Source organism: Micromonospora sp. NPDC048169 (genome assembly GCF_040652815.1).
Lineage (GTDB): Bacteria > Actinomycetota > Actinomycetes > Mycobacteriales > Micromonosporaceae > Micromonospora.
Genome location: NZ_JBEZMS010000058.1, coordinates 1 through 24,241 on the forward strand (window position 1 = coordinate 1; position 24,241 = coordinate 24,241).

Below are 24,241 nucleotides of genomic sequence, written 5' to 3' on the forward strand. Positions count from 1 at the left end.
TGACTTGTGCCCTGGTTGTGCCCGATGATCTTCGGTCGACGTTCCCGCAGCTCAGATGCGCTGTTGAGTGGGCCGCCAGGGACTCGAACCCTGAACCTATGGATTAAAAGTGAGCAGGGCCCCGTGTCGTCCGGTGACGGACAATGACGGGGCCCTGCGTTGTGCCTGCTTGCTGGCTATGCGTTGTGCCGGATCATGACGGCACTGTCGTGACCATCTCGGCGGGTCCGTGGCCAGTCTGTGACCACCTGCCGCCCTACTCGGTGGCCGGCGTCGGCGTGACCTCGGGTCGCTTCGGCAGCTTCGCGCCGGGCAGCCGCAGGTACCACCGCATGAACTCCCGGATGAGCGACGACCTGTCGGCGCCCTGGCTCCTGGCCGCCACCCCGAATCGCTCCCACTCGTCGAGGTCGACCCGTACGGGCCGTGTCGGCGTGCCTCTGGTCGGTGCCATGTCCCGCTCTCCCGTCATCGAAGTTGACCAGAGGTTATCCCCTTGCGGTGTAGCTACACAAGCGGCTAGGGTGTAGCTACACCCGAGAGCGACGGAGGGGCAGACATGAAGGTCACCGCCAAGGCGAACACCAGCCAGACGGACATCGACAAGGCCGTCCGGATCGCGCAGCGGGTCAAGTCCCTGCCCGCCGGTTCGCCGGTCCTGGCGGGGCTGAACCGGCAGTACGACGCCCTGGTCGACCGGATCGGTTACGACCCCATCAGCTAGGCCCCCGGCGGGGCCGGCAACGGAGCCGGTCCCGCCACCCACAAAACCAAAGCGGGCCCGGCAGGTGTGCAACCACCTGTAGCTCCGGGCCCTTGATCGACTGCGAAGGAGTCGACCCATGACCATTATGGCCTCTGCGCCCGTCCCGCCGTCGTCGCGTCTCAGCGACGTCGACACCACCGACCTGGCGTCGATCCCCCGCCCTCGCTCGGCGTCCGCCGAGGCGATCCGCACCGGCTGCCCGCCGTGGTGCTCGAAGGACCACCGCGGCCACATCACCGAGTGCGAGGGCTTCTCGATCGGGCTGGTGCACGAGCGCATCGTCACCGAGATGACCGCGGTCGACCCGAGCACCGTCACCGACCCGGCCACCGCCACCGTGTACGTGGAGAGCACCACCGAGGTGGGCGAGAACGGCCCGGAGGTCATCACCGCGCCCCGGGTGGTCCTGACCGTCGCCGAGGGCCCGTCGGGCGACTTCGCGGGCGGCGAGGGCGTGCAGGGCTGGACGGGTTCGCCGGCCGAGGCCCGCCGCCTGGCCGCTGCGCTGCTGGCCGCCGCCGAGCTGGTCGACGGCGGTAACCACTGATGGCCGCCCGGATCAACCGCCTGGTCGTGCGCACCGTTCTGGTGTGCACGGCCCTGGCCGGGCTCGCCGCGATGCAGAACCACCACGACAACCCGTGCACCGGCGAGCAGGTCGGCGCGGCCGGCATGTGCGTCAGCACGGTGTGGGCGGGGGGTGCGCGATGAGCCACTTCGTCGACAACCGTCTGCCGCACTACGTGGAGTTGACGTTTCTCGCCGCTGACCTGCGGGTCGCGGTGGCCGCGGCCGTCGAGTCCGTGAGGGCCGGCGCGGTGACCGCCGAGCAGGCGTTGCAGGTGATCGAGCGGGCGCACGTCGACCACGAGGCGCGTCACGCGGCCACGTGGGCGGCGTTCGAGTCCGCCGTCGAGCAGCACGCGGGGGGTGCGCGATGACCGACACCGCCGCCCTGGCCCTGACCGCCGTCCTGGTGGGCGGACCGGCCGTGATGCTCACGCCGTTCCTGCTCGCCCGGCGCAGCAGCGAGAGCCACGCCGACACCACCGCCGCCGAGATCCGCGCCCAGCAGCGCCGGCAGGCCGCCGGCCGCGAGAAGGAGCTGACCCGATGACGTTCGACCCGCGCCGCGCCGCGTACGCCCTGGTGGCCGCCGGCATCAGCCTCGACCTGCCCGTGCCGTTCTACGTGCAGATCGGCCGTGACGACGACGTCAGCCGGGCCACGCTGCTGATCCAGCTCGACGACGACGACCGGAACGCCGTCGACCGGTGGGCGGCGTTCCTGAACCTGCCCCACCCGGCGCTGAGCTTGCACCCGATCCACTCCGGTGACCGCTGGTGGCAGCCGTACGAGGCGAGCGCGAGGCACCCGGACACCGGCCGCACGGTCTGGGTGAAGTCCCACGTCACCGTGCCGGCCCCGAGCAACGAGAAGGAGTCGACCCGATGACCGCACGCGCCAAGTCCCTGAACGCCGTACAGACCGGCGTCCTGTGGGGCCTGCCGATCGCCCTCACCGCGCTCGCCGTCGCCTGGACCCTGGTGGCCGTCGGCGGCCTGCTCACCACCCAGGCGCCCGCGTGGGTCGCCTACAGCGCCGGAGCCCTGTTCGACCTGGTGTGGGTGTCCGCGATGCTCCACGAGCGGGCGCACCGCCGGTCCGCGTCCGCCTCCCGCACCCCAGCCCTGCTCGGCTGGCTGCTGCTGGCCGTGTCCGTCGCCGCGGTGCTCGTTCACGGCCTGACCGCCACCACCGTGCCCATCGCCGTCATCGGGGCGGTCATCCCGGTGCTCGGCAAGCTGACCTTGCAGATGGCCCTGTCGACGGCAGGCGTGCGGATCACCGCCGACGCGCAGCGCAAGGTCGACATCGTCCGTTCCCGAGGTCGGGACGCCGTCGCGGTGGCCCGCGCCATCGACGAGGTGAAGGCGATCAGCGAGCAGGTCGGGGCGGAGCACACCGCCCGGGACTACCGCTCCCGCGTCCGGGCTCACGCCCAGGTTGACGACGCCCGCCGCTCCTACGAGGAGGCGCTGCGGGACCGTGCCGACGACGGCGGGACCGTGCCGGACGGTGAGCTGCCGTCGTTCGGGCTGATCTCCGACGACGACATTCGGACGCTGCTGGACTCGATAACCGCACCGGCTATCGCCGCAGGTGGCACGCCCGGCGGCGCGAGCGGAGACGGCTACGGCACGCCCGACGACAAGGCGCTGCAACTGCTCGCCGCCGAGGTCTACGCCGCCGCCGAGGTCGACGAGAACCCGCCGAGCCTGCGGGAGTTCCGCCGGCGGATGCGGGAGGCGCTGACCGCGCGTCGGTGGAAGGCGTCGACCGCCCTGGTCGACCAGCTCTACCGGCACGAGCGGGCGCTGCGCACCGGACAGGAGCGCTGACCGATGGCCTGGAAGGACCGGACCCCGGACGAGAAGAAGAAGGCCCACACAGAGGCGCGCCGCCGTCAGGCGACCGACAACAACCACACGTACGAGGTCGTCACCGGCAAGGGCACCCGCCTCACCGCCCGGGGCATCAACTCGGCGAAGGTGCTGGCCGGCAAGGACGGCACGTTCAAGCGGAAGGAGTCGAAGTGAGCACCCTCTCCGCCATCCTCGCGGCCGTCTCCGTGGCGGCCCTCCTGACCGGGCACACCACCACCGCGATCGTCACCGGCATCGGTGCGGCGGCGGTCAGTGTCGCCTTCCACGTACGGCGTCGTCGTCAGGAGGCCCGCCGATGAGCGCGAGGGAGCCCCGAATGGGCATGCTTAGCAAGACGGACCCCGACCTCACCGTTCGGGGCGACACCAGCCTCGTCGACACCGACGAGTACCGGGACGTGCTGGCCGCGATCGTGGCCGGGCACCGCACCCGGGAGCAGATCGCCGGCCACCTCGACGTCCCCCTGCACCCGGTGTTCGGGCACGCCGGACTGAACACGCTGCTCCGCGCAACGGTCTGCGCCGACCACACCTACATGCAGGTCGTGGACGCGCAGTGGCACTACCTGCCCACCAAGGCCGGGCGCGCCCGCGTCGATGCCGTGCGGGACAAGCACTGATGCCCGAGAACGACTGCACGACGTGCCCCGAGCTGCTGACGCGGCTCGGGGCCGTGGCCGGCGGACTGCACGCCCTGGCCGCGTTCATCGACAAGGAACTGACCGACGAACCCACCATGTCCCGCCGTGAGCTGCTCGACGTCGCCGCGGTGCGGGTGTCCAACCTGGCCGAGCAGGCTTCCGGGAGGTATTGACCATGACCGTCATCCCGTTCGACGAGTACGACGACGAGCGGCACACCATCGAGGCCGACCAGGTTGGCGGGCCGGTCGACGCCCCGGACCGCAAGGCCACGTTCGCCGACGTCGTGAGCCGCACCGACAGCCGGCGGCCGATCGTGCCCGCGGTGCTGCGCAACCAGGAAGGCCGGCGGGCCCTGGCGCGCTGGTCGGTCGGCTACGGCGGACACACCGCCCTGTACCACCTCACCCGCACCCCGAAGTACGCCGCCAAGGTGGCGCTGTACGCGCCTCGTGGTGCCGCCCGCGCGGTCGGGTCGGTGACCTGGTGGGCGGTCGGCGGCCGGGAGAACTTCCACCTGCGGCAGGAGGCCGCGAACAAGAACGACCCGCACACCTGGCAGCAGCTCGACAAGCGCCGGGAGCGGTCGTCCGCGGCCCGGTGGTGGGTTGTCGGCGCCGCGCTCGTCGCCCTGGTGGCGCTGCTCGTCGCCGTCGAGCTGGCGGGTATGCCGCCGGTCGGGTGGTACTGCGTGGTGGCCGCCCTGGTGCTGGTGGCGGCCAGGTTGGGGCGGCCGGTCGACAAGCCGATCGTGGACCGGACCGTGACCAAGGCCCCGTTCACCAAGCTCACCGCCGAGCAGGTGCGGGCCGCCATCGTCGCCATGTCCATCGGTGTCAAGGAGCCCGGACAGCTCACGTTCCCGCCGCCCGGCGTGCACGCCGACGGGCCGGGCTGGCTGGCCCGGTTCAACCTGCCCGGCGCGATCGTGGCCACGACGGTGCTGGAGAAGCGCGACAATCTGGCCGCCGCGCTGCGGCTGCCCGTTGACCAGGTGTGGCCGGAGGTCGGCCCCGACCACCCCGGGCAGGTCGACCTGTGGGTGGGCCGATACCCGGCGTCGAAGATGGGTCAGCCGCGGTGGGCGCTCACCTCGCCGACGGCGCGGACCAGCTTCTTCGAGCCGCAGCCGTTCGGCACCGACGCCCGGCAGCGCCCGATCTTCATCACCCTGTTCGAGTCCAACGTGCTCATCGGCGGGCAGCCCGGCTCCGGCAAGTCGTACGCGGCCCGCGACCTGGCCGACATCGCGCTGCTGGACCCGACCGTCGAGATGAAGATTGCCGAGTTCAAGGGCACCGGGGACTTCCTGGACATGGCGCCGCTGTGCAGCACGTACGCCTGTGGTGTCGACGACGAGGCCCTGCAGACCGGCCGGGACGTCTTGACGTGGGCGCTGGCCGAGTGCGAGCGGCGCGGGCAGCGCATCAAGCGGGCCAGGGAGCGCGGCGAGGCGCCGCTGGGCAAGGTCACGCCGGAGCTGGCCGGCAAGCACGGGTCGGGCCTGCACCCGGTGTTCATCCTGCTCGACGAGGTGCACGAGCTGTTCCTGGCGTACCCGGACGCCGCCGACGCAGCCGAGCGGGTCGCCAAGCGCGGCCGAGCGCTCGGCATCATCCTCGTGCTGGCCACGCAGATCGCCGACCGGGACAGCGTCCCGCCGAACATCACCCGCTGTGTCACCGTCCGGTGGTGCCTGTCGGTCGGCGGCCAGGTCGAGAACGACATGATCCTGGGTACCGGGGCGTACAAGCGGGGCTTGTCCGCCACGGTGTACCGGCCGCGGGTCGACGCCGGGTGGGGCGTGGTGACCGGCATCGAGAAGCCGGGCAGCGTCCGGTCGTTCTTCCCCAGCGACAAGGAGAACGCCGCGATCATCGCCCGCGCCGCCCAGCTGCGCGGCAAGGTCGTCGGGGAGGACGTCGAGCGGGTTGAGGCGCGGGACATGCTCGCTGACGCCCGGTCGGTGCTCCAGCCCGGCGAGTCGGGGCTGCCGTGGGCGGTGCTCGCCGAGCGGCTCGCCGCCGGCTGGCCGGAGATGTACGCCGGGATCACCGCCGACATGGTCCGCGAGTCGCTCGCCCGGTACGGCGTCGACTCGATGGACGTGAAGGTCGGCCGGAAGAACATCAAGGGCGCCCGCCGGGCGTCGCTGGACGCCGCGCAGCAGCGGCGCGAGATCGAAGCCGAGTAGGTCGCGGTGGCCGGTCGCGGCACGCAGCCCGGTCGCACTTCCGCGACCACTGCCGCGACCGGCCACCACCAGCACAGACACCCGTTGGTCGCGTGGTCGCGGCACCCCCGCCGCAGCCCGCATTTCCGCCCCTGGGGAGGCATCGTGAGAGGCACCATCACCGCGACCGGCATCATCCTGGTCGTCCTCGCCGGCTACGCGCTGTCGTGCGCGATCCGGCCGTTCCGCGACTGCTGGCTGTGCGACGGCAAGGGCCACCACCGCAGCAAGCGCAAGCGGAAGCTGTCCCGCCCGTGCCGCTGGTGCTCGTCGACGGGCAAGCGGCTGCGGTACGGCCGGCGGCTGTGGAACCGCGCCCGGCGGGTGCACCGCGACGCGGGGGTGGCCCGGTGAGCCGCCACCGCCGCACCGTCGCCCTGGTGCTCGTCGCCCTGGTCGTCGCCGCCATGTTCGGGGCGGCCCTCGCCGGGGCGCTGGCCGGGCGGTAGGTGTCCACCAGCCGACGATCCGGCCAGCACGTTGATCGACGGCGGTACGTTGCCGGGATGACCCGAGCACGTACCGCCGTCGCGCTGTCCGCTGTGCTGCTGCTCGCCCCCGCCGGATGCGGCGACGAGGCCGAGCCGGCCGCCGAGAGCCGGCCCGCGACTCCGACCCCGGCCCAGGCGCCGCTGCTCGTGCGTGGCACCTTCACGCTGAAGCTCCCTACCTTCACCTGGTCGGAAACGACGCTCCAGTGCGCTGGACGCGACAGCCACGACGACCTTCAGGCCGGCGCCCAGGTGGTCGTCACCGACCCGGCCGGCGTCAACCTCGGCATCGGCCGGCTGGACGCCGGACAGCCGCAGATCGACCCGGACGATCCGACCAGGGCCACCGAATGCCTGTTCAGCTTCAAGGTGCCCGACGTGCCCAGCGGGAAGGGCATCTACGGCGTCGAGGTGGCCAACCGGGGGAAGGTGCAGTTCAAGGAGTCGGACCTGAGCGACGTCATCGCGCTCGGCCTGACCTGACCCCTCACCGTGGCCTCCCCACCCGCGAAAGCGCGTCCTGGCGCTGCTGAAGCGCCGTCAGGTCGTGCACCGTGAAGTTCGCCTGCCGCGGCTGCACCGTGATCCGGTTGTCGTACGTGACCTGACCGCCGGCCTGCCCACCCGCCCCGCCGGACGGGGCGAACCGCTGCCAGCCGCCCCACCAGTTCTCGATCGCGTATCCGACCAGCGCCCGCGTCCGGTTCATGTCCCCGAACCGCGGCGCGAACAGCTCCCCACCGGTCTCCGGCTCCGCCCACGCGTACCGGGCCGGGCCCTGCGGCGCCGCGATCTGCGCCTCCCGCAGCAGCCCCGACGCGGCGTGCTCGACGATGCCACCGTGCCGGAACCCCTTCAGCTGGGTGCCGCCGGGCACCTTCAGATCTCCGGTGCTGGTCCAGCGGACCGTGCCGGAGATGTAGATGTGCTTGTCCTTCAACTCGTTGATCTTCGACTTGAGGGCGTCAACCGCCGCCCGGGCCTCCGCCGTCGTCGCCCAGAACGGCACCGTCTTCGACGGCGGCACACTCCGGACCGCGAAGTTGAAGTCCTGGACCTGACCAGTCGCCTTCGTGGTCCCCGGCGCCGACACGTTCGTCGACACATCCCCCGGCACCGCCCGGTACTTACCGATCAGCTGATCGACCTCGTCCTTGGTGTACCCGGCCTGCAGCATCGTGCGCCGCAGCCCGTCGATGTCCTTGACGTACTTGGCGTTCGCGTCGTCGAGCGTCGCCCCGTGCTCCAGCCGGGCATCCCGCAGCGCCTTAATCCGGTCGACCTGCTCCAGCACCGCAGCGACGTTGTCCCGCCCGGCCTGCGTGTTGTCGTTCAGTGTCCGGGTGCCGTCACGCAGCTCCGCCTTCACGTCGGCGATGCCCTGCTTGTACGCCAGCACCGCCTTGTCGTACGACATCTCGTCGCCGAAAAGGGCATCGAAGGCTTGCTTGAGCTTGTCGGCATCCTGGGCCGCCGCTACCGACGCCGCGCCCACCTGGCCGATCCCGCCGGCGGTGCCCTGCGCGGCCTTGCCCGTCGACTCGAGCGCCGCCGCGTACGCCGGGAACTTCGCCTTCACCTCGTCGACCGACACCCCGTACTGCGCCTGCGAGGCGGCGAACCGATCGAAGAACGCGGCGGCGTCGCTGGCGTTGCCGCTCTGCACCATCTGCGCGAGCGACTGGTCCATCGCGTCGACGCGCTCCCGAGTCCGAGCGAGTGAGGTGTTCGTGCCCTGCAACGCCTGCCCGAGCAGCGGCGTCTTCTCCAGCATGTCCTGCATGAACCTGGTCGTCTGCCGACGCCCGTTGTCGGTGTCCGCAAGGAACTTGAAGCCCACCCCCAAGTCCTTCATGTCGGTGCCCAGCACCCGCGCGGACTCGCCGGCCAGCTTGCCCGTCCGGCCCCACTCCGCAAGGCCCTTGGCCATCGCGTCGATCTGCGGGTTCAGGTCGTCCTGAGTGGTGGCCAGCACCGCCCCGGCGACCTCCAGCGCCACGAACGCCACCCCAGCCCGGCCCGCGGCCCGGCTGGCCCGGTCCAACCCACGGGCGGCCCTCTCGCCACGCGGCCCGAGCGCGGCCAGCTCCGAGCCGGCCCGGGTCGTCGCCGCATGCAGCTTCGCCGCTCCGGCCGCCGCGAGCAGCGTCGCCCCACCGAACCCGGCCACCGCCACCAGGCCCTGTTGCACCGGCGCCGGTATCGACGCCAGCGAGTCGACCAGGTTGTCCGCCGTCTGCACGAGCATCCGCAGGCCCGACGTCGAGCCCGACCCGGCCTCGATGGCCATCGTCTCCAGCGAACCCTTGAGCTTCTCGACGTCACCGGCCAGGTTGTCCATCTTCTTCGCCGCGACGTCGGCGGCGGCGCCCTGGTCGTCGACGGCGCTCACGTAGTCGCGGAGCTTGACCTCCCCGACCTCATAGAGCACGTTCGCCGCGCGCATCGCGTCAGCGCCGAAGATCTGCGCCAACGCTGCGTTGCGCTGCTCCTGAGTCAGGCCGCCCAGCGTCTTCTGCAACTGCCCAGCCAGGGCCACCGTCCCGACGAACTGTCCGTTCGCGTCGTACGCCGCGATGCCCAGCTGATCCATCAGCGCCTTGGCCTTGTCCGTCGGCGCCTGCAACATCATCAGCATCGTCTTCAGCGACGTGCCGGCGTCAGAGCCGACGAGCGCCCGGTCAGCGAAGGCAGACAGCGTGCCCACCGTCTCCTCAAGCGAGAGCCCGGCACCGTTGGCAGCCAGGCCGCCCTGCTTGAGCGCTTCGCCCATCTCGTGCACGTCCGTGGCGCTCTTGTTGGCCGCCGCCGCCAGTACGTCAGCGATGTGCCCGACGTCTGACCCGCGCAGCTTGAACACGTTCATGGTCTTCGCCGCGATGTCCGCCGACTCGGCCAGGTCCAGCGACCCGGCGGCCGCGAGGGCCAGCGAGCCCGTCAGCGCCCCGCCAAGGATCTGCGACGTCGACAAGCCGGCCTTGGCCAGCTCGGCCTCCGCCTTCGCCGCCTCCGTCGCGGAGAACGCGGTCGCCTTACCCGCGTCGAGCGCGGCCTGCCGCAGCAATTCCATGTCCTTGCCGGTCGCGTTGGCGACGGCGCCGACCTCCGACATCTGCTTGTCGAACTTCGCCGTCACCGCCACCGCGGCGCCGAATCCGGCCACCATGACCAGACCCATCCGCGACGCCTGGTCAGCGAGCGCGTCGAGCCGCCCGGCCCGGGCTGCCTGGTCCAGCTCCCCGCGCAGTTCCCCGACCGACGCCCCGGCCTGCCGCATACCGGCCCGGAAGCCGGCCACCTCCGCCGCCAGGCGGACGCCTACCGTACGCAATGCCATGCCCTACCCCTCCGCCTCGCGGGCAGGCCCTCCGGCCACCCGACACGCCCCCGGCACCGCGCCGAAAGCCTCCTTGCATGACCTCCCAGCCCGATAGCAGCCGTTCTCCGCGCACCACTGCGCCCGCGCAGCCCGCAGGCGCGGCAGCGCCTCGCAGAGGTCGATCGGGGCGGACAGAGGGCGACCGGTGACGTGCATCAGCCCGTAGTTGAGCTGCCTCACCCACAGCGGAACCTCACCGCCCGACCGGACCGGCTTGGGTGGCTCCCGCCGCCTCATCGTGGCGCCACCGACGGGCGGGTGAGCGCGTACCAGTCGGCCCGCCGGCCCCGCTCGTCGAGCCACGCCTGACCGGCCGCCTGCCACCGTTTGCGCGCCCCGAGCAGCCGCCACATCGGCACACCATGCGCCCACCAGTCCGGCGGCGTCTCCCGCTCGTCGACCCACGCGGCGTGATCGAACGTCCGCAGCCAGTCAGGCACGTCGCCGAGGTCGCCCAGGGACTCACCGCGCCGCCTCACGACGCCTTCCCGCCCCGGATGCCATACACGCCACGAGTCCCGCCGCGCCGCTGCGGACGGCGGCCCTGCACCTGGTCGCCCTCGTCGCCGGCAGGCATCCGCAGCGCCGCCATGAGCCGCGCCAGCGCGATCCGCTGTTGCCGGGCCTCCACCGCGGCAGGGTGCGCCTTCATTCCCTGCGGCGACTCGATGACCGCACCGTCCAGACGGATGCGCCGCTCCAGCTCGTCGAGCAGATCCACGGTTCGGGTGGCCTCCACCAACAGCGCCAGCTCGTGCTCGTCGAGGTCGTACTCGCCGGTGATGGCGTGCCAGAGCCGGCGGCCCGGGTCACGCAGGTCGATCGGCGGAGTCACCTTCTCCGACATGTCTCACTCTCCGTTACGGTCGGTCGATAGGTCGACTTGTTCCAGGGCGCGCGGCCACCGAGGCACCTCACCGGCGGTGCTACTTGACCAGGGCTTTTGGGGTGTGGCCCCACCCCCTTGCTCCCGGTCGCGGACAGTTACCTTCGGCCGGTTACCACGCGTAGTCGTCACCGCCGCGCCCACCCGCCCGGCTGATCCCGCGCAGTCCGGCGCGAGTGATGCGGCTTGCAGTACGCGCGGAGGTTGGTCAGGTCGTGGCCGCGTGGACCGCGCGGGCCGAGCCCGTCGATGTGGTCGACCTCCGTCGCCGCCTCGGCGCAGCCGTCCTCGGTGCACGTCGGGAACAGGCGCAACACCTGGGCCCGGGTCTGCCGCCAGCGGTGGTCATAACCCCGCTCGGCGGCCGTGCCTCGCCGCTGGTCGGCTTCCCTGCGGTGACGGGCGCACCGGCCCTTGTCGACCAGCTCCGGGCACCCGGCGACCGGACACACCTTCAGCGCTCGCCGCATCGGTCAGGCCGCATCCGGACGCTGCGGGGTGACGTCGGGCGGCAGGTCGGCGCCGCGCTCGATGCGTACGCCCTGCCGTCGCTCGCGGAACAGCTGTTCGCCGCGGGCGAGACTTCCGGCCGGGGCGGCCGGCTCGATCGTGGTGTCTCGGCCGCAGTGCGGGCACCTGCTCATGACGCCTCCTGTGTGGTGGTCGGCTGCTGGTCGCACACGGGCACCAGGCCCATGCGCCGGACGCGGGCGGCGGCCCGCTCCTGCTTGGTGGTGGGCGGCGGCGGGATCTCGGGGAAGCCGAGCCGGCGCAGTTGGGCGTTGGCCTGAGCGTGTGCCTTGTCGCCGGGCATCAGAGGCTGCCCGCCGTGCTCGGGGTGAAGTCGTGGGCGTCGGCGCGCACCGTGGTGCCGAGCACGAGCACCCGCCGGTCTTCCGGCGTCGGCTCCACCTCCAGCTCGGGCAGCCCGGCGATGCGCCGCAGTCGGGCCTGCATCTCCCGCTCGTGGGTGGTCTTCAGCGTGGACAGCTCGGCCTGGAGGGCGCTGGCCTCGCTGTCGAGTCGGGCCGTGGCCTGCATGCCCTCGGCGTGCTCCAGCCGGGCGAGGTTGATGTCTTCGGCGGCCTGCGCGATCTGCGCGGCGAGCTGGGCGTGGCGCTCCTGAGCCTCGGCCAGCAGCCGGAGGGCACGGGCCCCGCGCTCGGCGCCGCCGCCCTGCCACATGCGGGCCTGCTCGATGCGCAGCTCCAGCACCGCCGTGCGGGCCTCGGCGATGCGTGTCGGGTGCTTCACCTCCACCTCGCCGCGCAGCTTCATCACCTGGTCGACGTCGCCGGCCTTCACGGCCTGCTCCAGCTCGGCGAGCGCGGCTCGGTGGTCCTGCTCCCGCTGGGCCAGTTCCTGCTCGGCTGCGGCCAGCTCGTCGTGTCGCTCCCACGTCTGCCCGACCTGGTCGGCGGCGAGGGCGAGCTGCCACATGTACTGCGCGGCCATGCGTGGCCCACCGGCGTTGCCGCCGTAGCCGAGTCCCTGCTTGTGGCGTCGGACGATCTCCCGGGCGGCGGCGCGGACGGCGCTGATGTCGCCGTCGGTGGCCTCGGCGAAGGCGTCGAGCGCCTTGTCGATGGCGGCCTGGTCGACGACGGGCCGGCGGGTGGCCGCGCGGACGGCGGCGAGCAGGGCGTCGGCGGGCGTGCTGGTCGTGGTGGTCACGGTGTCTCCGTTCGGGGTCATGCCGCGTTGAGCAGCTCGTCGGCGGCGGCGCCGCCGTAGGTGGTCACGAGAGAGCGCCAGCCGTGCTGGTAGGCGTGGGCGAGGGCAGCGCGCAGCAGCATCGCGTCGCCGGCGGTGGCGGCCCGGTTCATCAGCTCGTCGAGCTGGACGGGGTCGTCGATGCCGGCGACGCGATCCGCGGCGTCGCGGTAGCTGATGGCGGTGGTGGCGTCGGCGCCGGAGGGCAGGCCGAACAGTCGGCGTTGGAGGCTGCGCGGGTCGGGTGGCATGGCGCTCCCTGCTGGTCAGGCTGCGCGGCCGGCCCGGTAGTGCTCCAGGTCTTCCGGGGCGACGCGCCACCGGTCACCGTCGCGGTGAGCCGTGAGGCTGCCGCGGGCGATGGCGGCGCGGACTCCCCGGTCGGTCATGTTGAGCCGGTCAGCCGCTTCCGTCGTGGACAGGTCGCAGCATGGGCCCGGTTCCGCCTCTTTCCGCTGGTCAGTTCCTTGATCGGAACTCACGCCGGTCCGCTGGCGCCACATCTGCGCGGTGAGGGCCAGGGCGACGAGCACGGCGTCGACCTCGGGGTCCGCGCCGCGGTGGGTGGTGCGCAGATCCCGTAGCCGGGCGTTGCGCTCCAGCCACGCGGCGACGCGGGCGGGGACCACCACCGACGGCCCGTCGAGCCCGTGCACGTAGCTCTCCGGTGGCCGGAAGCGAGGTGCGCTCACTCGTCCACCTCCCGCGCAAAGTCGCCAGGTTGCGGCCATCTGCGCGGTCCTTCCCGGCGGTCTTTCCCGGCGGGGGCGGCCTCGGGGAGGGTGCCAGGGGCGGCTAGGGCGTCGGCGAGGTGTCGCACCATGCCGATCAGCTCCATCCGTAGCCGCCGCTCGGTGGCCGGGTGCAGCTCGACGCCGGCCGCGATGATGGCGTCGATGGCGTCGAGCACGGCCACCGGCAGCATCCGGTCGCGGTGGTCTGCCAGCCATGCCGAGCAGGTGGCGCACACGCTGTGCTCTCCGGCCGGCGTGGGGAGCATCGGGCCGCAGAAGATGCTGCGGTAGGTGACCGGCTCGGGGAGCACCCGGTACGTCCACCCGTGGGACAGCGCGGCCAGCGCGGTCGGTTCGGCGGCGGGACACAGGACGCAGTGGATGGTCACCGCCGGGCACCTCGCCCCCGGCCGTGTCCGCGTGAGCCTCGCGGTCGGACCCTTCCCGTACCCCTCGGGTGGTCCTGTTCGGCCGTCTCCGGCCGACTCAGCGGGCCGGGATCCGGGGTGATCGCCGGTCGGCAGTCGGCGCAGGTTCCGTACATGAAGATCAGTCCGGCCATCTGAGTCATGGCCGGGTTGATCGACTCGGGCTCGCACACCCGTCCGCACCCGTCGCACGTCAGGTTGGCCTCCCGGCCGACCCGCCAGAGGTGCGTGCAGTGGCAGCACGTCACCAACCCGGGACGCCACGCAGCGGCCAGCACGGGCTCGGGCCGGTCGGGTCGCGGACTGTGCCGGCAGGTCGAGCCCGTGCCGTCAGCCCACCGGGTGAGGGCGTCGAGCACCCCGAGGCGCAGCCAGCCCGGCACGGCCGCCGCCGGGGCGGCGGTCACTGCGGCACCGCCGGTGAGGGCCGTCGCCTCGATGGCGGCCCGGGTGGCGTCGTTGGCGGCGGCGTCGAGCTGGTCGAGCAGCGCCGCCGGGGTGGCCGCGCGCACGGCGGCGAGGATCTCCCCGCACTGCGGCGAGAGCATGATCCGCTCCAGGGCCAGCGTGGGGGTCATCGAGCGACCTCCGGTGCGTGCCGCTCCGCGCAGACCTTGTGACAGGGGCGGCCTTCCCCGTCGCGCATGAACGCCGGCTTGCGGCAGATGCGGCACGGCAGGGGATCGCCGGTGGCGTGACTCGACCAGTTCAGCCCGCCCGAGTGGTCGGCCCGAGGGGCGGACGCTTCCGGGGTGACCGGCGAGGTGGCGGTGTCGCTAGGCGGCTGGTCGCGCCAGTACGTCGGTGAGTTCGGGCAGAGCTGGCAGGCGTTCACGAGCGCGGCGCCGGGAGTGCCGGGCTGGCGCTGGCCGCAGCAGACGTCGGTGTTGGTCGTCATCGGGTGGCCTCCGGGTCGATGGGCCGCAGCTTCGCGGCGATGGCTTCGGCCAGCTCGTCGGTGTGCGCGTTGAGCCAGCTAGTGATGGCGCGCTCGGCGGCGTCCTCGATGACCTGGGGCACGGTCACCTGGTGCTGGCTGAGCCAGAAGGCGAACGCCTCGGCGGCGCCGTCGCGGATGTTGTCGCCGTAGGTCATCGGGTGGCCTCCGGTGCGTGCTGCTCGCATCGCCAGCCGCAGGGGTACGGCCGGGCGGGGGTAGCGCCGCAGGCCGTCACCCCGGCGGCGCAGGGCTGCGTGGGCGGTGCCGGGGCCGTCCGGCGGACGGGCTCGCCGGTGCTCGGCGAGGGCAGCTCGTCCGCAGCCGGGGGGACGTCCTGGCAGGCGACGCAGCCGCGACGGTCCAGGCGGATGGGCTTGCCGGAGATCGTGTCGGTGACGATGGCGTTGCAGGTGTGCAGGTCGGGCGCGCTCGTCGCCATCGGCCGCCCCAGCGCTCGGCTCGCGACGAGCCAGTGATCGGGGCCGGGGTTGCTGGCCATCTCGGCGAGCACGTCGGCCTTGCGGTCGAGCAGGGCACGGGCGAGGTCGCCGGCCTCCTGCGGACCGCGGATGGTGAGCTTCACGCCGTCGTCGGTGTGGATGCGCAGCCCGGCGGCGCGGGCCTGGTCGATCAGGTTGGCGATGGTCACGCCGACCACTCCTCTTCGCTGCTCGGGGTGCGCTGGACGGGTGCGGGGTGCGCGTTCGTAGACCCCCCGATCGCAGTGACAGAAATGACGGAAAGGGGTCCGGCGGCCTCTCCGACCGGGGTTTTGTCATTTCTGTCAGCACGATTCGGGGTGCTGCGGCGGGCGCGGTGCGCCTCGGGGTTGACGTCGTAGCGCTCGCTGGGCCGCCCCCGCCCGGCCCGCTTCGGCTCGGCGGTGCGGCGCACCCATCCGAAGTCCTCCAGGTCGAGCACGACCTCGCGGACGTCGTCGGCGCTGTCCACCCACGCCTGCCCCTGCACGCCGCGCTGCGCCTCGCGCAGGGTGAACCGCTCGACGCGGTTGCGTCGGATCCAGGCCAGCAGCTTGGCCGGGCGGCTGTTGCGCGAGCGCCGGCCGCCGATGGTGTCGAACGCGGTCTTCGCGTGGTCGACGAGGTACGGCTCCAGGTCGATGGCGGCGGCCATCGCCTCGCCGGTGATGAGCGTGGCGTGGGCGTTGGTGAACAGGGTGAACAGGGCGGCGATGCGCACCAGGTGGCCGGGAAGCTTGCTGCCCCAGTCCGCGACGTGTGCCAGGTCGCCGTACTCGGGATCGAGACGCGGCTCGTGGTCCTCCCGGTACGCCCGCAGCAGCGTCGCCGCCTCGGTGGACAGGGTCAGCTCGGCGACGTCCTCGGCGGACCATGCGACGTCGGCGAGGCGCTGCACGCCCTGGTCGTACGCCTCGGTGACGTCGGCCGGGACGGGCTCGGGGTCGAGGTTGCGGCGCCCCATGATGGTGCGGGGCATGGCGTACAGGAACCGCGCGAGCAGGCCGGAGCCGCGGAAGACGCGCGTCTCGGCCAGGCCCTCAAGGATCGCGGGCTGGATGGTCAGACCCACCGCGAGGAACGGCTCGGGGATATCCAGCGGCGGCCGGCTGGTGCGGTCGACGCGGGTCGGGTCGCCTGCGTGAGCCTTCAGGAATAGGTCGATGTTCGGCTGTCCGCCGCTGTAGCGCCCGGCGAGGATGGCGAACACGCCGCCCTCGGCGGACATGACGCCCATCCGGCCGCCCTGTTCGGACATCAGCCCACCGAGCTTCTCCGGCGTGACGTCGTCGGCGAGCAGCTGCGGCATGGCCGGCACGATCGCCTCGTCGAGCGCCTGTACGGCCTTGATGTACTCGCCCTCGTCGACCTTGCCCTTCAGTGCCTCGCGCTTCAGCCGCTCGACGTCGGCGGCGCGCAGGTCACGTAGCGCCCGCTTCTCGGCGATGACCGGCCCGCGCTCGGCCTTGATCGCGGCCTCGAAGCGGTACAGCGGGGCGGCGGCGGCCTTGATGCTGGCGGACTTCCGCTCGCCGGATTCCATGATGCCGACGGCGTAGATGGACAGCGTCTCGGTCCAGTCGGGAGCGACGCGCACGCGCCAGCGACCCCCGGATGCCGTTGACAAAACTGACAGAACAAGCAGGAACAGCATGTCCCGGGGCACCTGGAGTGCCTCGGTGACGGCGTCCACGAACGTCCAGAGCGCGGCCGGGTACCGCCCGACGCCCTCCGGGAGCGGGATTCTGTCAATTTCGTCAACGCGAACGGGGGTAGGCCAGGGCTCGTCCATGTCGACCGGCCGCAGCTCGTCGAGCCCGTGGCCGGCGGCGATGTGGTCGGCGGCGTCCTTGCCCGCGGCGGCCTCAACCAGCCGCAGGTCGGCGGCGTAGCCGTGCAGCCGGTTGACCACCTCGGCGGCCCACTTCTGCCCGGAGGCGTCGCGGTCGACGACGGCGACTACCTGGGCGCCGCGCAGCGGCGCCACGTCGACCTGACCGAAGTTGGTCGCGCCCATCGGGGCGGTGGTGGCGACCTCGCCGAGCGACTCGACGGCGTGGACGTCCTTCTCACCCTCAACCAGGTAGACGGGGCGGCCGGCGTGCACGGCCTCGATGACGCGGGGCAGTCGGTAGAGCTGCGGCACCCGCTTGTCGCCGGACTGCTTGAACTGCTTGCCGTCGAGTCGATGCACGGTCCGGGTCGGCCGTCCGGCGGCGTCGGTGTACTGGTAGCGCGCCAGCTCGCCGCCGCGCGGCTCGTCGTACAGGTCGCGCGTGGTCATGTCGAGCGCGGCGAGCACGTCGACCAGGTCGCAGCCGGCGTGACAGTGAACCAGCACGCTGCCCTCGATCGGCGTCACGGACAGGCTCGGGTTGCGGTCTTCGTGCGCGGGGCAGCGTGCCTGCCACTGGCCGCCGGACTGGCGGACCAGGCCGGTGGCGTCGCGCAGCGCGTCGATGACGCGGTCGATGGCAGGGGTCACGCTCGGCTCCTTGCTTGCTTGCGACGCTGGACGGGGCCGAGCCGGTACATCAGGCCGGTGACCGGGCAGCACTTCGTGATGCGGCGGGAGAACAGCCGGGCCGTCTCGCCGACGCGGTGAGCGTGGGAGGTGCCGCAGCGGGGGCAGGTGAGCACCATGACGAGCCACAGCGACCGGCCGCGGCACGGCGGCGCAGCGTATGCGCGGGCGTGCGGAAGTTCGGGCAGGTCAGCTACGCTGGTGCTGCTCGCCGACATGAGCTGAGATGAGCCCCCGGATGCCTGCCCGCCGCCGGGGGTTCGTCGTGTCTGGGTCATGCGGCCCGCGCTCCCAGCAGCTCCGCGTCTGCCTCGCCGAGGAACCGCAGCAGGTCGGCGCGGGTGACCCGGTACCGATTGCCGAGCTTCAGCACCCGGACGGGGAACTCTCCCCGCTTGGCCAGCTCGTACGCCGTCGTCCGGCCCATTCCGCAGGCCCGGCCTGCCACCACGATGTCGAACGTCACCGGGAGCGCGAGCAGTTCCTCTCGGCTCATCTCCTTGATCGCCAATGCCTTCTCCGTCCATGTCGATGCGACACGAGGGGAGGTCGATCCTGCGCGACACCAAGCGGTACGGCATCGAATCGACCGGTACGGGCAAACGGTAGATCGGACGCTTGCGGACGTCAAGCCGACGTGCAAGCATTCGCTGACACGTCGAATCGACATGGGAGGGATCTTGCTGAGTGATGTCGTGGCCGAAGAGGTCGCACGACTTCGCCGAGCTAGCGGGCTCAATCGAGACGAGCTGGCAAAGCGATGCGCCGAGCGCGGCTACCCGCTGACCGGAGCGACCATCGCCAACATCGAGACCGGCAGGCGTGACGCTAAGACGGGGAAACGCCGACGGGAGGTGACCGTCGACGAGCTGGTGGTGCTCGCCGACGCACTCGACACGGTGCCCGCCCTGCTGGTGTTCCCGCTCGGCCGCTCGGCCGTGACGGAGTGGATCGGCCAGGGGAGCGTCGATACCTGGGTGGCCGTTCGGTGGTTCGGCGGGCAGGGAGACAACCCGATCGTGGCGCTCGGCAGTACAGAGCACCTCGAGCGGGAGCGCGCCAACCGGCTGCCGATCCGCCTGTTCAGCGACTACGAGCAGGCCAATCGGCGACTGTGGCACGCACGCGCCAAGGTCGGCGCGCTCCGCTCCCGTGCTACCGCCGGCGATGGTGATGCTGCCCAGCTCTTGCGGTGGGCCGAGGAGTCCGCAGCGGAGGCGGAGGAAGCCGTGCAGTTCATCCGCCAACGGATGGTCGACTACGGCATCACGCCGCCCGAGCCGGGCGTACCTGGGGGCGGCTCGTGAAGGGAAGCGTCTTCAAGCGGTGTCCGCATGGCGTGACCGGCGTCAAGGGCAAGCCGGCGTGCCCGAAGAAGCACGGCACGTGGTACTACGTTGCCGACCTGGGCGAGAACCGCGCCGGCCGCCGCCAGCAGCAGAAGAAAGGCGGCTTCCCGAGCAAGGATGAGGCGTCCACGGCGCTCGCCGCGCTGGTGACTCGGGTCAGCGTCGGGCAGTACCACCACGACGAGCGGAAGACGCTCGCCGACTACCTGGCCGAGTGGATCGACGACAAGGTGGCCGGCGGGCTGCGGCCGACCACGGAGCGGACCTACCGCCACCACATCCGCGACTACCTCGTGCCGCACCTCGGGAAGATCCGGCTGCGCGACCTCCGCCCGGGTCACGTCTCGTCGATGCTGCGGAAGATCGGGAAGGCGGAGAACGCGCCCAAGGCGGCCACCGTCCGCCGGATCCACGCGACCTTGCGCACGGCACTGTCGAGTGCCGTGCGGCAGCAGCTCGTCACCTACAACGCGGCGAAGTCGGTAGAGCTGCCGGCGGCGCCGCGTCCGAAGGTGCGCCCGTGGGAGCCGAAGGAGCTGGGCGCGTTTCTCGACGCGGTGGCCGAGGATCGCCTCTCGGCGTTGTTCGAGCTGGTGGCCGCGACCGGCCTGCGCCGCGGCGAGGCGTGCGGGCTGCGGTGGGATGACGTCGACTTGGGCGCGGGGCAGCTCGTCGTACGTCAGCAGATCGTGGAGGTTTCGGGGCCGCACCCGTGCCCGTACTGTGAGGACGGGCATCGCGGTCTGCACTTCGGACCGCCGAAGACGTCGTCAGGCGAGGCGCGCATGGTCGATCTGGACAGGGCCACGGTGGCGGTGCTGACCGCGCACAAGGCCACCCAGGATGCCGAGCGCGGCGAGTGGGGCGAGGCGTACGTCGAGCACGGCCTGGTCTTCGCCCATGAGGACGGAACCCCGCTGGTGCCGACTACGGCGGTCACGAAGCGCTTCGCCGAGCTGGTGAAGGCTGCCGGCGTCCGGCGGGTGCGGCTTCACGACCTCCGGCACGGCGCCGCGTCGCTGCGCCTGGCGGCCGGCGTCGACATGGGCGTCATCTCGAAGACGCTGGGTCACTCGTCCATCTCGATCACGGCCGACACGTACTCGCACCTTCTCGGCGGGGTCGGGAAGGCCGCGAGCGAGGCTGCCGCCGCCCTGGTGCCGCGCAACCGCCGTGACCAGTCGGTGACCACCTCGGCGAATCCACAGACCGCCGAGGCGTCCGGCGAGGGTGTTCACGCTGGTAAAGCTGGTGGGCCGCCCGAGACTCGAACTCGGAACCTATGGATTAAAAGTCCACAGCTCTGCCATTGAGCTAGCGGCCCGCACGCACAGGTTACCCGAACTCGATCAGCCCGGCGTGCGTCGCGCATCGACCCTCCCGACCGCCCTTCCGGCACGACACGACCCCCACTTCGGGGCCCTCCGCTGCGTCCGCGGACCGCTACGCTTCGACAATGTCGAGCTGGCGCTGGGCGCGAACCGCTCTGGTGCCCGCCGTTGCCCTGGTCGCCCTGCTCGGCCTCATGGTGCAGTCGGAGGGCATCGACACCACTGCCGAGATCGTGGCGCTGCTTGTCGTCCTCGCCTCCTCCGCCGCGCTCTACCTGCGTCGGCGATACCCGGTGGCGGTGGGCGCAGTGGCGCTGGCCGCTGTCGCCGCGTACGGGGCTCTGCTGCACCGCCCCGGGCCGATCATGCTGGTGTTCGTCGTGGCGCTCTACACGGTCGTCGACGAGGGGCACCTCGCGGTCGCGGTGGGGCTCGGCCTGGCCTCGGTCGTCTCGTTCGCCGTCGCCGACAGCTACACCCGGACCGGTGTCGGCGGGAACGGGGCGACGTTGCTGCACGCCGGGTGGCTCGTCGCGGTCATCGTCGGCGTGACCCGTAACCGGCGGGCCTATCTCGCCGAGGTGCAGGCGCGCGTGCTCGCAGCGGAGCAGCGCAAGGAGGAGGAGGCCCGCCACCGGGCCACCGAGGAGCGGCTGCGCATCGCCCGCGAGCTGCACGACCTGCTCGGCCACCACCTCTCGCTGATCAGCGTGCAGGCGAGCGCCGCGTTGCACCGGCCCGATCCGGAGCGGTCAGCGGAGGCGCTCGCCGTGATCAAGCAGACGAGCCGGGAGACGCTACGCGAGCTGCGGGCGGCGCTGGGCGTGCTCCGGCAGGAGGGTACGACGCCGAGTGATCCCGCGCCCGGTCTCGACCGCCTCGGCGAGCTGGTCACGGCGGCGGGGCGCTGCGGGCTGGCGGTGCGTACCGAGGTGACGGGTACCGGGCCGTTGCCGCCGGAGGTGGATCTGTCCGCGTACCGGATCGTCCAGGAGGCGCTCACGAACGTGAGCCGTCACGCGGGCGCGACCACGGCGGTGGTCCGGGTCGTGCCGGACGGCGACGAGGTGGTGGTGGAGGTGGCGGACGACGGCGCCGGTCCCGCCGGGCCGCCCGGGACCGGGATCCTCGGCATGGACGAGCGGGCCCGGGCTCTGGGCGGCTCGCTCACCACCGGGCCCGGCCCGGACGGCGGGTTCCTGGTGCGGGCCCGCCTGCCGCTGCGGGCCGCCCCGCTGCCGGTCCCGGGGCCACGCGCGGAACTGGGGGAGACGACGTGATCCGGTTGCTGCTCGCCGACGACCAGACTTTGGTGCGCGCCGGCTTTCGCTCCATCCTCGACGGCGAGGACGGCGTCGAGGTGGTGGGCGAGGCCGCAGACGGCGCCACGGCGGTACGGCTGGCGCGGGAAGTGCGGCCGGACGTCGTTCTCATGGACATCCGGATGCCGCTGCTGGACGGGCTCGCCGCCACCCGGGAGATCGTCGCCGGCACCGACGCCCGGGTGATCATCCTGACCACGTTCGACCTGGACGACTATGTCTACGGCGCGTTGCGGGCCGGCGCGAGCGGCTTCCTGGTCAAGGACACCGAGCCGGCGGAGCTGATCCACGGCGTACGGGTGGTGGCCCGTGGCGACGCGTTGATCGCCCCGGCCGTCACCCGCCGGCTGATCGCCGAGTTCGCCGCCCGCACGCGGCACCCGGACCCGGGCCCCCGGCTGAACGCGCTGACCGAACGGGAGCGGGAAGTGCTCGCCCTGGTCGCCGCCGGCCTGTCGAACGACGAGATCGCGGCCCGCCTGGTGCTGAGCCCGGCCACCGCGAAGACGCACGTCAGCCGGATCATGACCAAGACGCGGGTACGGGACCGGGCCCAGCTCGTGGTGCTCGCGTACGAGTCGGGGCTCACCGTGCCCGGCTGGCTCACCGCCTCCTGAAGGAGCAGCCCGGCCTGCGCGAGCGACCGGGCCGACGCGAGCCGCCGGGACGGACGAGCGACCCGGTCAGGCGGTGCGGCGGGAACGGGCCAGCGCCAGGCCGCCCAGCACCGCCCCGATCAGCCCGAACGCCACCCCGGCGACCGCGCCCGCACGCCCCTGGCCGCTGCCGAGACCCTCGGTGGTCAGCGCCAGGTGCCACGCGCTGAGGACCAGGCCGACCACTCCTGCCGCGGCGGCCACCAGGGCCTGGACGCGGCCCTCACCCGGCCCGCGGCGGGAGCGGCTCAGGGCCAGCCCGCCGACGACCACGCTGGCCAGGGCCACCACGGCGAAGACAGTGGCCCCGACCCGGCCGGAGCCGCCGATGCCCCCGGCGGCCAGCGTGGTGTGCGCGGCCGGGGCGAACTCCCCGACGACTGCGGTGGCGAGCAGGTGACGGATCGGCATCTGGGACTCCTCGGGGTCGTGGCAAGTGGTGACGGCGGCAGCGTATGGACGCGCACCGCCGCCGGTCGTCGTCCCGGAGTCGTCGACCGGGCTACCACCACGGGAGTACGCGCTCGGCCCGCGTACCCCAGGGGTTGTGCTCACCGAGGCCGACCCGGAAGGCTGGCTCTGCCCGCGCTGCCTGGCCGCCACCGTGGGCCGCCGCGACCGCGAGAAGGGCTGGGTACGCACGAACCCCCGTCCGTGAGCGGTTGCTGCCCGATCCAGTGGGTACGGCACGACCATGCGCATCGTGATCGTGGGGGCGACCGGCAACGTGGGGACGGCGGTGCTGCGCCGGCTGCGGCGGGAGGCGGGCACCGAACTGGTCGGCGTGGCCCGCCGGCTGCCCGGGCCGGACGCCGGTGAACCGTACGACGACGTCGAGTGGCACTCCTGCGACATCGGCGCACCGGGCGCCGCCGACCAGCTCGTCCGGATCTTCGCCGGGGCGAGGGCGGTAGTGCACCTGGCCTGGCAGATCCAGCCCAGCCACGACCGGCGCACGCTCTACCGGACCAACGTCGGCGGCAGCCGCGCGGTGATCGAAGCCGCCGTCCGGGTCGGCGTTCCGGCCCTGGTGTACGCCTCATCCGTCGGCACCTACGCGCCCGGCCCGAAGAACCACCCGGTCAGCGAGAACTGGCCGGCGACCGGGGTGGACACGTCGTCGTACAGCCGGGACAAGGCGGAGGTGGAGGCACTACTCGACGGCGTGCAACGGGAGCACCCCAGGCTGCGCGTGGTACGCCTGCGGCCCGGACTGATCTTCCAGCGGGAGGCCGGTACGGAGATCAGCCGCTACTTCCTCGGCCCGCTGGTGCCGGTGCGCCTGCTGCGGTACGGCCGGATTCCGCTGGTGCCGGCGAACCGGCGACTCCGGATGCAGGCGGTGCACGCCGACGACGTGGCGGACGCGTACGCCCGGGCGGTTCTGGGGGACGCGAGCGGCGCCTTCAACGTGGCGGCCGACCCGGTGCTGACGCCGGAGCTGGTGGCCCGGCACTTCCACGGCTGGACGCTGCCGGTGGCGACTCCGGTGCTGCGCGCCGCGGCGGCGGTCACCTGGCGGGCGCGGCTGCAACCGGTCGACACCGGCTGGGTCGACCTGGCGCTGAACGTGCCGCTGATGTCCAGCTACCGCGCCGAGACAGAACTCGGCTGGGCCCCGGCCGTCGACACGGTGACCGCCCTGAAGGAGTTGTTCGCCGGTATGGCCAACCGGGCCGGCACCGACTCCCCGCCGCTGTCCCCGGACCCGGCGCTCCCCGGTCGCCCCGCCGCCCTGACCCGGGGCCACCTCCCCGGCCACCCCAACCCCTACTGACCCACCCCACCCCCACCCCGCCCGCGCCCCGATGATCAAGGAGTTCGCGTCCTAAGGCGTGTTTCGTAAGTCGGGCTGGCAGCGTCGAGGTCAGGGTGTGGCGGTGATCGACAACTGAAGAGGTCTCCGGTATCTGGTTCTGCGAC

At 72.4% G+C, this 24,241-nt stretch carries 37 protein-coding genes, 1 tRNA gene and 2 pseudogenes; 21 read left to right on the forward strand and 19 right to left on the reverse strand.

Annotated elements, in window-relative coordinates; genetic code table 11:
- Window positions 1-256: 256 nt before the first annotated feature.
- A complete protein-coding gene (locus AB0D28_RS28335) occupies window positions 257-454 on the reverse strand; it encodes a hypothetical protein (protein ID WP_357390722.1) in 198 nt (65 codons plus the stop codon).
- A gap of 105 nt (window positions 455-559) precedes the next feature.
- Here AB0D28_RS28335 and AB0D28_RS28340 point away from each other — a divergent pair, with 105 nt between their 5' ends.
- The 14 genes from AB0D28_RS28340 to AB0D28_RS28405 all read left to right on the forward strand — a co-directional run bounded on the left by AB0D28_RS28340 (window position 560) and on the right by AB0D28_RS28405 (window position 7,060).
- Window positions 560-724, forward strand: a complete 165-nt coding sequence (locus AB0D28_RS28340) for a hypothetical protein (protein ID WP_357390724.1) — start codon at window positions 560-562, stop codon at window positions 722-724.
- A 118-nt stretch (window positions 725-842) separates the two neighbouring features.
- Window positions 843-1,313: a hypothetical protein gene (locus tag AB0D28_RS28345; protein ID WP_357390726.1), complete on the forward strand. Its 471-nt coding sequence runs from the start codon at window positions 843-845 to the stop codon at window positions 1,311-1,313.
- The gene (locus AB0D28_RS28350) at window positions 1,313-1,477 is read left to right on the forward strand and encodes a hypothetical protein (protein WP_357390728.1); all 165 of its coding nucleotides are present in this window, start codon (window positions 1,313-1,315) and stop codon (window positions 1,475-1,477) included. The genes AB0D28_RS28345 and AB0D28_RS28350 overlap by 1 nt, the downstream gene beginning before the upstream one ends.
- Window positions 1,474-1,707, forward strand: a complete 234-nt coding sequence (locus AB0D28_RS28355; RefSeq protein WP_357390730.1) for a hypothetical protein — start codon at window positions 1,474-1,476, stop codon at window positions 1,705-1,707. The genes AB0D28_RS28350 and AB0D28_RS28355 overlap by 4 nt, the downstream gene beginning before the upstream one ends.
- The gene (locus AB0D28_RS28360; protein ID WP_357390732.1) at window positions 1,704-1,883 is read left to right on the forward strand and encodes a hypothetical protein; all 180 of its coding nucleotides are present in this window, start codon (window positions 1,704-1,706) and stop codon (window positions 1,881-1,883) included. Before AB0D28_RS28355 ends, AB0D28_RS28360 begins: the two co-directional genes overlap by 4 nt.
- On the forward strand, window positions 1,880-2,221 hold the full coding sequence (locus AB0D28_RS28365; protein WP_357390734.1) for a hypothetical protein: 342 nt from the start codon (window positions 1,880-1,882) through the stop codon (window positions 2,219-2,221). Before AB0D28_RS28360 ends, AB0D28_RS28365 begins: the two co-directional genes overlap by 4 nt.
- On the forward strand, window positions 2,218-3,168 hold the full coding sequence (locus AB0D28_RS28370; RefSeq protein WP_357390736.1) for a hypothetical protein: 951 nt from the start codon (window positions 2,218-2,220) through the stop codon (window positions 3,166-3,168). The genes AB0D28_RS28365 and AB0D28_RS28370 overlap by 4 nt, the downstream gene beginning before the upstream one ends.
- Before the next feature lie 3 nt (window positions 3,169-3,171).
- Window positions 3,172-3,366: a hypothetical protein gene (locus AB0D28_RS28375; RefSeq protein WP_357390738.1), complete on the forward strand. Its 195-nt coding sequence runs from the start codon at window positions 3,172-3,174 to the stop codon at window positions 3,364-3,366.
- Window positions 3,363-3,512: a hypothetical protein gene (locus AB0D28_RS28380; RefSeq protein WP_357390740.1), complete on the forward strand. Its 150-nt coding sequence runs from the start codon at window positions 3,363-3,365 to the stop codon at window positions 3,510-3,512. The genes AB0D28_RS28375 and AB0D28_RS28380 overlap by 4 nt, the downstream gene beginning before the upstream one ends.
- A 17-nt stretch (window positions 3,513-3,529) precedes the next feature.
- Window positions 3,530-3,832 (forward strand): hypothetical protein, encoded by a 303-nt coding sequence (locus AB0D28_RS28385; protein ID WP_357390742.1) that lies wholly within the window; start codon window positions 3,530-3,532, stop codon window positions 3,830-3,832.
- Window positions 3,832-4,026, forward strand: a complete 195-nt coding sequence (locus tag AB0D28_RS28390; RefSeq protein ID WP_357390744.1) for a hypothetical protein — start codon at window positions 3,832-3,834, stop codon at window positions 4,024-4,026. The genes AB0D28_RS28385 and AB0D28_RS28390 overlap by 1 nt, the downstream gene beginning before the upstream one ends.
- A gap of 2 nt (window positions 4,027-4,028) precedes the next feature.
- Window positions 4,029-6,047 (forward strand): FtsK/SpoIIIE domain-containing protein, encoded by a 2,019-nt coding sequence (locus AB0D28_RS28395; protein WP_357390746.1) that lies wholly within the window; start codon window positions 4,029-4,031, stop codon window positions 6,045-6,047.
- A gap of 144 nt (window positions 6,048-6,191) precedes the next feature.
- Window positions 6,192-6,440: a hypothetical protein gene (locus tag AB0D28_RS28400; protein ID WP_357390748.1), complete on the forward strand. Its 249-nt coding sequence runs from the start codon at window positions 6,192-6,194 to the stop codon at window positions 6,438-6,440.
- A 152-nt stretch (window positions 6,441-6,592) separates the two neighbouring features.
- Entirely contained in the window at window positions 6,593-7,060 is a 468-nt protein-coding gene (locus AB0D28_RS28405; protein ID WP_357390750.1) for a hypothetical protein, read from the forward strand.
- A gap of 4 nt (window positions 7,061-7,064) precedes the next feature.
- On the opposite strand, the gene AB0D28_RS28410 is transcribed toward AB0D28_RS28405, so the two are convergent.
- The 16 genes from AB0D28_RS28410 to AB0D28_RS28485 all read right to left on the reverse strand — a co-directional run bounded on the left by AB0D28_RS28410 (window position 7,065) and on the right by AB0D28_RS28485 (window position 18,156).
- A complete protein-coding gene (locus tag AB0D28_RS28410) occupies window positions 7,065-9,914 on the reverse strand; it encodes a phage tail tape measure protein (protein WP_357390752.1) in 2,850 nt (949 codons plus the stop codon).
- A gap of 275 nt (window positions 9,915-10,189) precedes the next feature.
- A complete protein-coding gene (locus AB0D28_RS28415) occupies window positions 10,190-10,435 on the reverse strand; it encodes a hypothetical protein (RefSeq protein ID WP_357390754.1) in 246 nt (81 codons plus the stop codon).
- Window positions 10,432-10,803, reverse strand: a complete 372-nt coding sequence (locus AB0D28_RS28420; RefSeq protein ID WP_357390756.1) for a hypothetical protein — start codon at window positions 10,801-10,803, stop codon at window positions 10,432-10,434. The genes AB0D28_RS28415 and AB0D28_RS28420 overlap by 4 nt, the downstream gene beginning before the upstream one ends.
- A 167-nt stretch (window positions 10,804-10,970) precedes the next feature.
- Window positions 10,971-11,312 carry an HNH endonuclease signature motif containing protein gene (locus AB0D28_RS28425; RefSeq protein ID WP_357390758.1) on the reverse strand — a complete coding sequence of 114 codons (342 nt, stop codon included), beginning with the start codon at window positions 11,310-11,312 and terminating at the stop codon, window positions 10,971-10,973.
- Between the two features lie 3 nt (window positions 11,313-11,315).
- Window positions 11,316-11,486, reverse strand: coding sequence for a hypothetical protein (locus tag AB0D28_RS28430; protein ID WP_357390760.1), 171 nt, complete (start codon window positions 11,484-11,486; stop codon window positions 11,316-11,318).
- Window positions 11,483-11,656, reverse strand: coding sequence for a hypothetical protein (locus AB0D28_RS28435; RefSeq protein WP_357390762.1), 174 nt, complete (start codon window positions 11,654-11,656; stop codon window positions 11,483-11,485). Before AB0D28_RS28435 ends, AB0D28_RS28430 begins: the two co-directional genes overlap by 4 nt.
- The gene (locus tag AB0D28_RS28440) at window positions 11,656-12,516 is read right to left on the reverse strand and encodes a hypothetical protein (protein ID WP_357390764.1); all 861 of its coding nucleotides are present in this window, start codon (window positions 12,514-12,516) and stop codon (window positions 11,656-11,658) included. Before AB0D28_RS28440 ends, AB0D28_RS28435 begins: the two co-directional genes overlap by 1 nt.
- Window positions 12,517-12,533: 17 nt before the next feature.
- A complete protein-coding gene (locus AB0D28_RS28445) occupies window positions 12,534-12,806 on the reverse strand; it encodes a hypothetical protein (RefSeq protein WP_357390766.1) in 273 nt (90 codons plus the stop codon).
- Window positions 12,807-12,821: 15 nt separating this feature from the next.
- A complete protein-coding gene (locus AB0D28_RS28450; RefSeq protein WP_357390768.1) occupies window positions 12,822-13,247 on the reverse strand; it encodes a helix-turn-helix domain-containing protein in 426 nt (141 codons plus the stop codon).
- Window positions 13,244-13,678, reverse strand: coding sequence for a hypothetical protein (locus AB0D28_RS28455; RefSeq protein ID WP_357390770.1), 435 nt, complete (start codon window positions 13,676-13,678; stop codon window positions 13,244-13,246). Before AB0D28_RS28455 ends, AB0D28_RS28450 begins: the two co-directional genes overlap by 4 nt.
- Window positions 13,675-14,295, reverse strand: coding sequence for a hypothetical protein (locus AB0D28_RS28460; protein WP_357390772.1), 621 nt, complete (start codon window positions 14,293-14,295; stop codon window positions 13,675-13,677). The genes AB0D28_RS28455 and AB0D28_RS28460 overlap by 4 nt, the downstream gene beginning before the upstream one ends.
- Complete coding sequence (locus AB0D28_RS28465) at window positions 14,292-14,615, reverse strand: hypothetical protein (protein WP_357390774.1); 324 nt, start codon at window positions 14,613-14,615, stop codon at window positions 14,292-14,294. The genes AB0D28_RS28460 and AB0D28_RS28465 overlap by 4 nt, the downstream gene beginning before the upstream one ends.
- Window positions 14,612-14,812 (reverse strand): hypothetical protein, encoded by a 201-nt coding sequence (locus tag AB0D28_RS28470; protein WP_357390776.1) that lies wholly within the window; start codon window positions 14,810-14,812, stop codon window positions 14,612-14,614. The genes AB0D28_RS28465 and AB0D28_RS28470 overlap by 4 nt, the downstream gene beginning before the upstream one ends.
- Window positions 14,809-15,306: a hypothetical protein gene (locus tag AB0D28_RS28475; protein WP_357390778.1), complete on the reverse strand. Its 498-nt coding sequence runs from the start codon at window positions 15,304-15,306 to the stop codon at window positions 14,809-14,811. The genes AB0D28_RS28470 and AB0D28_RS28475 overlap by 4 nt, the downstream gene beginning before the upstream one ends.
- Window positions 15,303-17,621, reverse strand: a complete 2,319-nt coding sequence (locus AB0D28_RS28480) for a DUF3987 domain-containing protein (RefSeq protein WP_357390780.1) — start codon at window positions 17,619-17,621, stop codon at window positions 15,303-15,305. The genes AB0D28_RS28475 and AB0D28_RS28480 overlap by 4 nt, the downstream gene beginning before the upstream one ends.
- A 313-nt stretch (window positions 17,622-17,934) precedes the next feature.
- On the reverse strand, window positions 17,935-18,156 hold the full coding sequence (locus tag AB0D28_RS28485) for a helix-turn-helix domain-containing protein (protein ID WP_357390782.1): 222 nt from the start codon (window positions 18,154-18,156) through the stop codon (window positions 17,935-17,937).
- A gap of 4 nt (window positions 18,157-18,160) precedes the next feature.
- Here AB0D28_RS28485 and AB0D28_RS28490 point away from each other — a divergent pair, with 4 nt between their 5' ends.
- From AB0D28_RS28490 to AB0D28_RS28500, 3 genes and pseudogenes are all read left to right on the forward strand, one after another.
- Window positions 18,161-18,967: a helix-turn-helix transcriptional regulator gene (locus AB0D28_RS28490; protein ID WP_357390784.1), complete on the forward strand. Its 807-nt coding sequence runs from the start codon at window positions 18,161-18,163 to the stop codon at window positions 18,965-18,967.
- A gap of 32 nt (window positions 18,968-18,999) precedes the next feature.
- Window positions 19,000-19,293 (forward strand): annotated as a pseudogene (locus AB0D28_RS28495) (Arm DNA-binding domain-containing protein); the annotation flags it as partial.
- A gap of 273 nt (window positions 19,294-19,566) precedes the next feature.
- Window positions 19,567-20,061: pseudogene (locus AB0D28_RS28500) on the forward strand (site-specific integrase); the annotation flags it as partial.
- 197 nt (window positions 20,062-20,258) lie between these two features.
- Here AB0D28_RS28500 and AB0D28_RS28505 read toward each other — a convergent pair.
- Window positions 20,259-20,333 (reverse strand) — tRNA-Lys (locus AB0D28_RS28505).
- Window positions 20,334-20,465: 132 nt separating this feature from the next.
- Here AB0D28_RS28505 and AB0D28_RS28510 point away from each other — a divergent pair.
- Complete coding sequence (locus tag AB0D28_RS28510) at window positions 20,466-21,620, forward strand: sensor histidine kinase (protein ID WP_357390786.1); 1,155 nt, start codon at window positions 20,466-20,468, stop codon at window positions 21,618-21,620.
- A complete protein-coding gene (locus AB0D28_RS28515) occupies window positions 21,617-22,279 on the forward strand; it encodes a response regulator transcription factor (RefSeq protein ID WP_357390788.1) in 663 nt (220 codons plus the stop codon). Before AB0D28_RS28510 ends, AB0D28_RS28515 begins: the two co-directional genes overlap by 4 nt.
- A 66-nt stretch (window positions 22,280-22,345) precedes the next feature.
- On the opposite strand, the gene AB0D28_RS28520 is transcribed toward AB0D28_RS28515, so the two are convergent.
- Window positions 22,346-22,729: a DUF6223 family protein gene (locus tag AB0D28_RS28520; RefSeq protein WP_357390791.1), complete on the reverse strand. Its 384-nt coding sequence runs from the start codon at window positions 22,727-22,729 to the stop codon at window positions 22,346-22,348.
- Between the two features lie 25 nt (window positions 22,730-22,754).
- On the opposite strand from AB0D28_RS28520, the gene AB0D28_RS28525 reads away from it, so the two are divergent.
- Together AB0D28_RS28525 and AB0D28_RS28530 are read left to right on the forward strand one after the other, a co-directional pair.
- Window positions 22,755-22,976: a hypothetical protein gene (locus AB0D28_RS28525; protein WP_357390793.1), complete on the forward strand. Its 222-nt coding sequence runs from the start codon at window positions 22,755-22,757 to the stop codon at window positions 22,974-22,976.
- A gap of 36 nt (window positions 22,977-23,012) precedes the next feature.
- On the forward strand, window positions 23,013-24,095 hold the full coding sequence (locus tag AB0D28_RS28530; RefSeq protein ID WP_357390795.1) for an NAD-dependent epimerase/dehydratase family protein: 1,083 nt from the start codon (window positions 23,013-23,015) through the stop codon (window positions 24,093-24,095).
- The last annotated feature ends 146 nt before the right edge of the window (window positions 24,096-24,241 follow it).

What these genes read in the sequence shown, in the direction of transcription:
- AB0D28_RS28335 (WP_357390722.1), bottom strand. Translation starts at nt 454, where the DNA reads ATGGCACCGACCAGAGGCACGCCGACACGGCCCGTACGGGTCGACCTC.
- AB0D28_RS28340 (WP_357390724.1), top strand. Translation starts at nt 560, where the DNA reads ATGAAGGTCACCGCCAAGGCGAACACCAGCCAGACGGACATCGACAAG.
- AB0D28_RS28345 (WP_357390726.1), top strand. Translation starts at nt 843, where the DNA reads ATGACCATTATGGCCTCTGCGCCCGTCCCGCCGTCGTCGCGTCTCAGC.
- AB0D28_RS28350 (WP_357390728.1), top strand. Translation starts at nt 1,313, where the DNA reads ATGGCCGCCCGGATCAACCGCCTGGTCGTGCGCACCGTTCTGGTGTGC.
- AB0D28_RS28355 (WP_357390730.1), top strand. Translation starts at nt 1,474, where the DNA reads ATGAGCCACTTCGTCGACAACCGTCTGCCGCACTACGTGGAGTTGACG.
- AB0D28_RS28360 (WP_357390732.1), top strand. Translation starts at nt 1,704, where the DNA reads ATGACCGACACCGCCGCCCTGGCCCTGACCGCCGTCCTGGTGGGCGGA.
- AB0D28_RS28365 (WP_357390734.1), top strand. Translation starts at nt 1,880, where the DNA reads ATGACGTTCGACCCGCGCCGCGCCGCGTACGCCCTGGTGGCCGCCGGC.
- AB0D28_RS28370 (WP_357390736.1), top strand. Translation starts at nt 2,218, where the DNA reads ATGACCGCACGCGCCAAGTCCCTGAACGCCGTACAGACCGGCGTCCTG.
- AB0D28_RS28375 (WP_357390738.1), top strand. Translation starts at nt 3,172, where the DNA reads ATGGCCTGGAAGGACCGGACCCCGGACGAGAAGAAGAAGGCCCACACA.
- AB0D28_RS28385 (WP_357390742.1), top strand. Translation starts at nt 3,530, where the DNA reads ATGGGCATGCTTAGCAAGACGGACCCCGACCTCACCGTTCGGGGCGAC.
- AB0D28_RS28390 (WP_357390744.1), top strand. Translation starts at nt 3,832, where the DNA reads ATGCCCGAGAACGACTGCACGACGTGCCCCGAGCTGCTGACGCGGCTC.
- AB0D28_RS28395 (WP_357390746.1), top strand. Translation starts at nt 4,029, where the DNA reads ATGACCGTCATCCCGTTCGACGAGTACGACGACGAGCGGCACACCATC.
- AB0D28_RS28405 (WP_357390750.1), top strand. Translation starts at nt 6,593, where the DNA reads ATGACCCGAGCACGTACCGCCGTCGCGCTGTCCGCTGTGCTGCTGCTC.
- AB0D28_RS28410 (WP_357390752.1), bottom strand. Translation starts at nt 9,914, where the DNA reads ATGGCATTGCGTACGGTAGGCGTCCGCCTGGCGGCGGAGGTGGCCGGC.
- AB0D28_RS28420 (WP_357390756.1), bottom strand. Translation starts at nt 10,803, where the DNA reads ATGTCGGAGAAGGTGACTCCGCCGATCGACCTGCGTGACCCGGGCCGC.
- AB0D28_RS28425 (WP_357390758.1), bottom strand. Translation starts at nt 11,312, where the DNA reads ATGCGGCGAGCGCTGAAGGTGTGTCCGGTCGCCGGGTGCCCGGAGCTG.
- AB0D28_RS28430 (WP_357390760.1), bottom strand. Translation starts at nt 11,486, where the DNA reads ATGAGCAGGTGCCCGCACTGCGGCCGAGACACCACGATCGAGCCGGCC.
- AB0D28_RS28435 (WP_357390762.1), bottom strand. Translation starts at nt 11,656, where the DNA reads ATGCCCGGCGACAAGGCACACGCTCAGGCCAACGCCCAACTGCGCCGG.
- AB0D28_RS28445 (WP_357390766.1), bottom strand. Translation starts at nt 12,806, where the DNA reads ATGCCACCCGACCCGCGCAGCCTCCAACGCCGACTGTTCGGCCTGCCC.
- AB0D28_RS28460 (WP_357390772.1), bottom strand. Translation starts at nt 14,295, where the DNA reads ATGACCCCCACGCTGGCCCTGGAGCGGATCATGCTCTCGCCGCAGTGC.
- AB0D28_RS28465 (WP_357390774.1), bottom strand. Translation starts at nt 14,615, where the DNA reads ATGACGACCAACACCGACGTCTGCTGCGGCCAGCGCCAGCCCGGCACT.
- AB0D28_RS28470 (WP_357390776.1), bottom strand. Translation starts at nt 14,812, where the DNA reads ATGACCTACGGCGACAACATCCGCGACGGCGCCGCCGAGGCGTTCGCC.
- AB0D28_RS28485 (WP_357390782.1), bottom strand. Translation starts at nt 18,156, where the DNA reads ATGAGCCGAGAGGAACTGCTCGCGCTCCCGGTGACGTTCGACATCGTG.
- AB0D28_RS28510 (WP_357390786.1), top strand. Translation starts at nt 20,466, where the DNA reads ATGTCGAGCTGGCGCTGGGCGCGAACCGCTCTGGTGCCCGCCGTTGCC.
- AB0D28_RS28520 (WP_357390791.1), bottom strand. Translation starts at nt 22,729, where the DNA reads ATGCCGATCCGTCACCTGCTCGCCACCGCAGTCGTCGGGGAGTTCGCC.
- AB0D28_RS28530 (WP_357390795.1), top strand. Translation starts at nt 23,013, where the DNA reads ATGCGCATCGTGATCGTGGGGGCGACCGGCAACGTGGGGACGGCGGTG.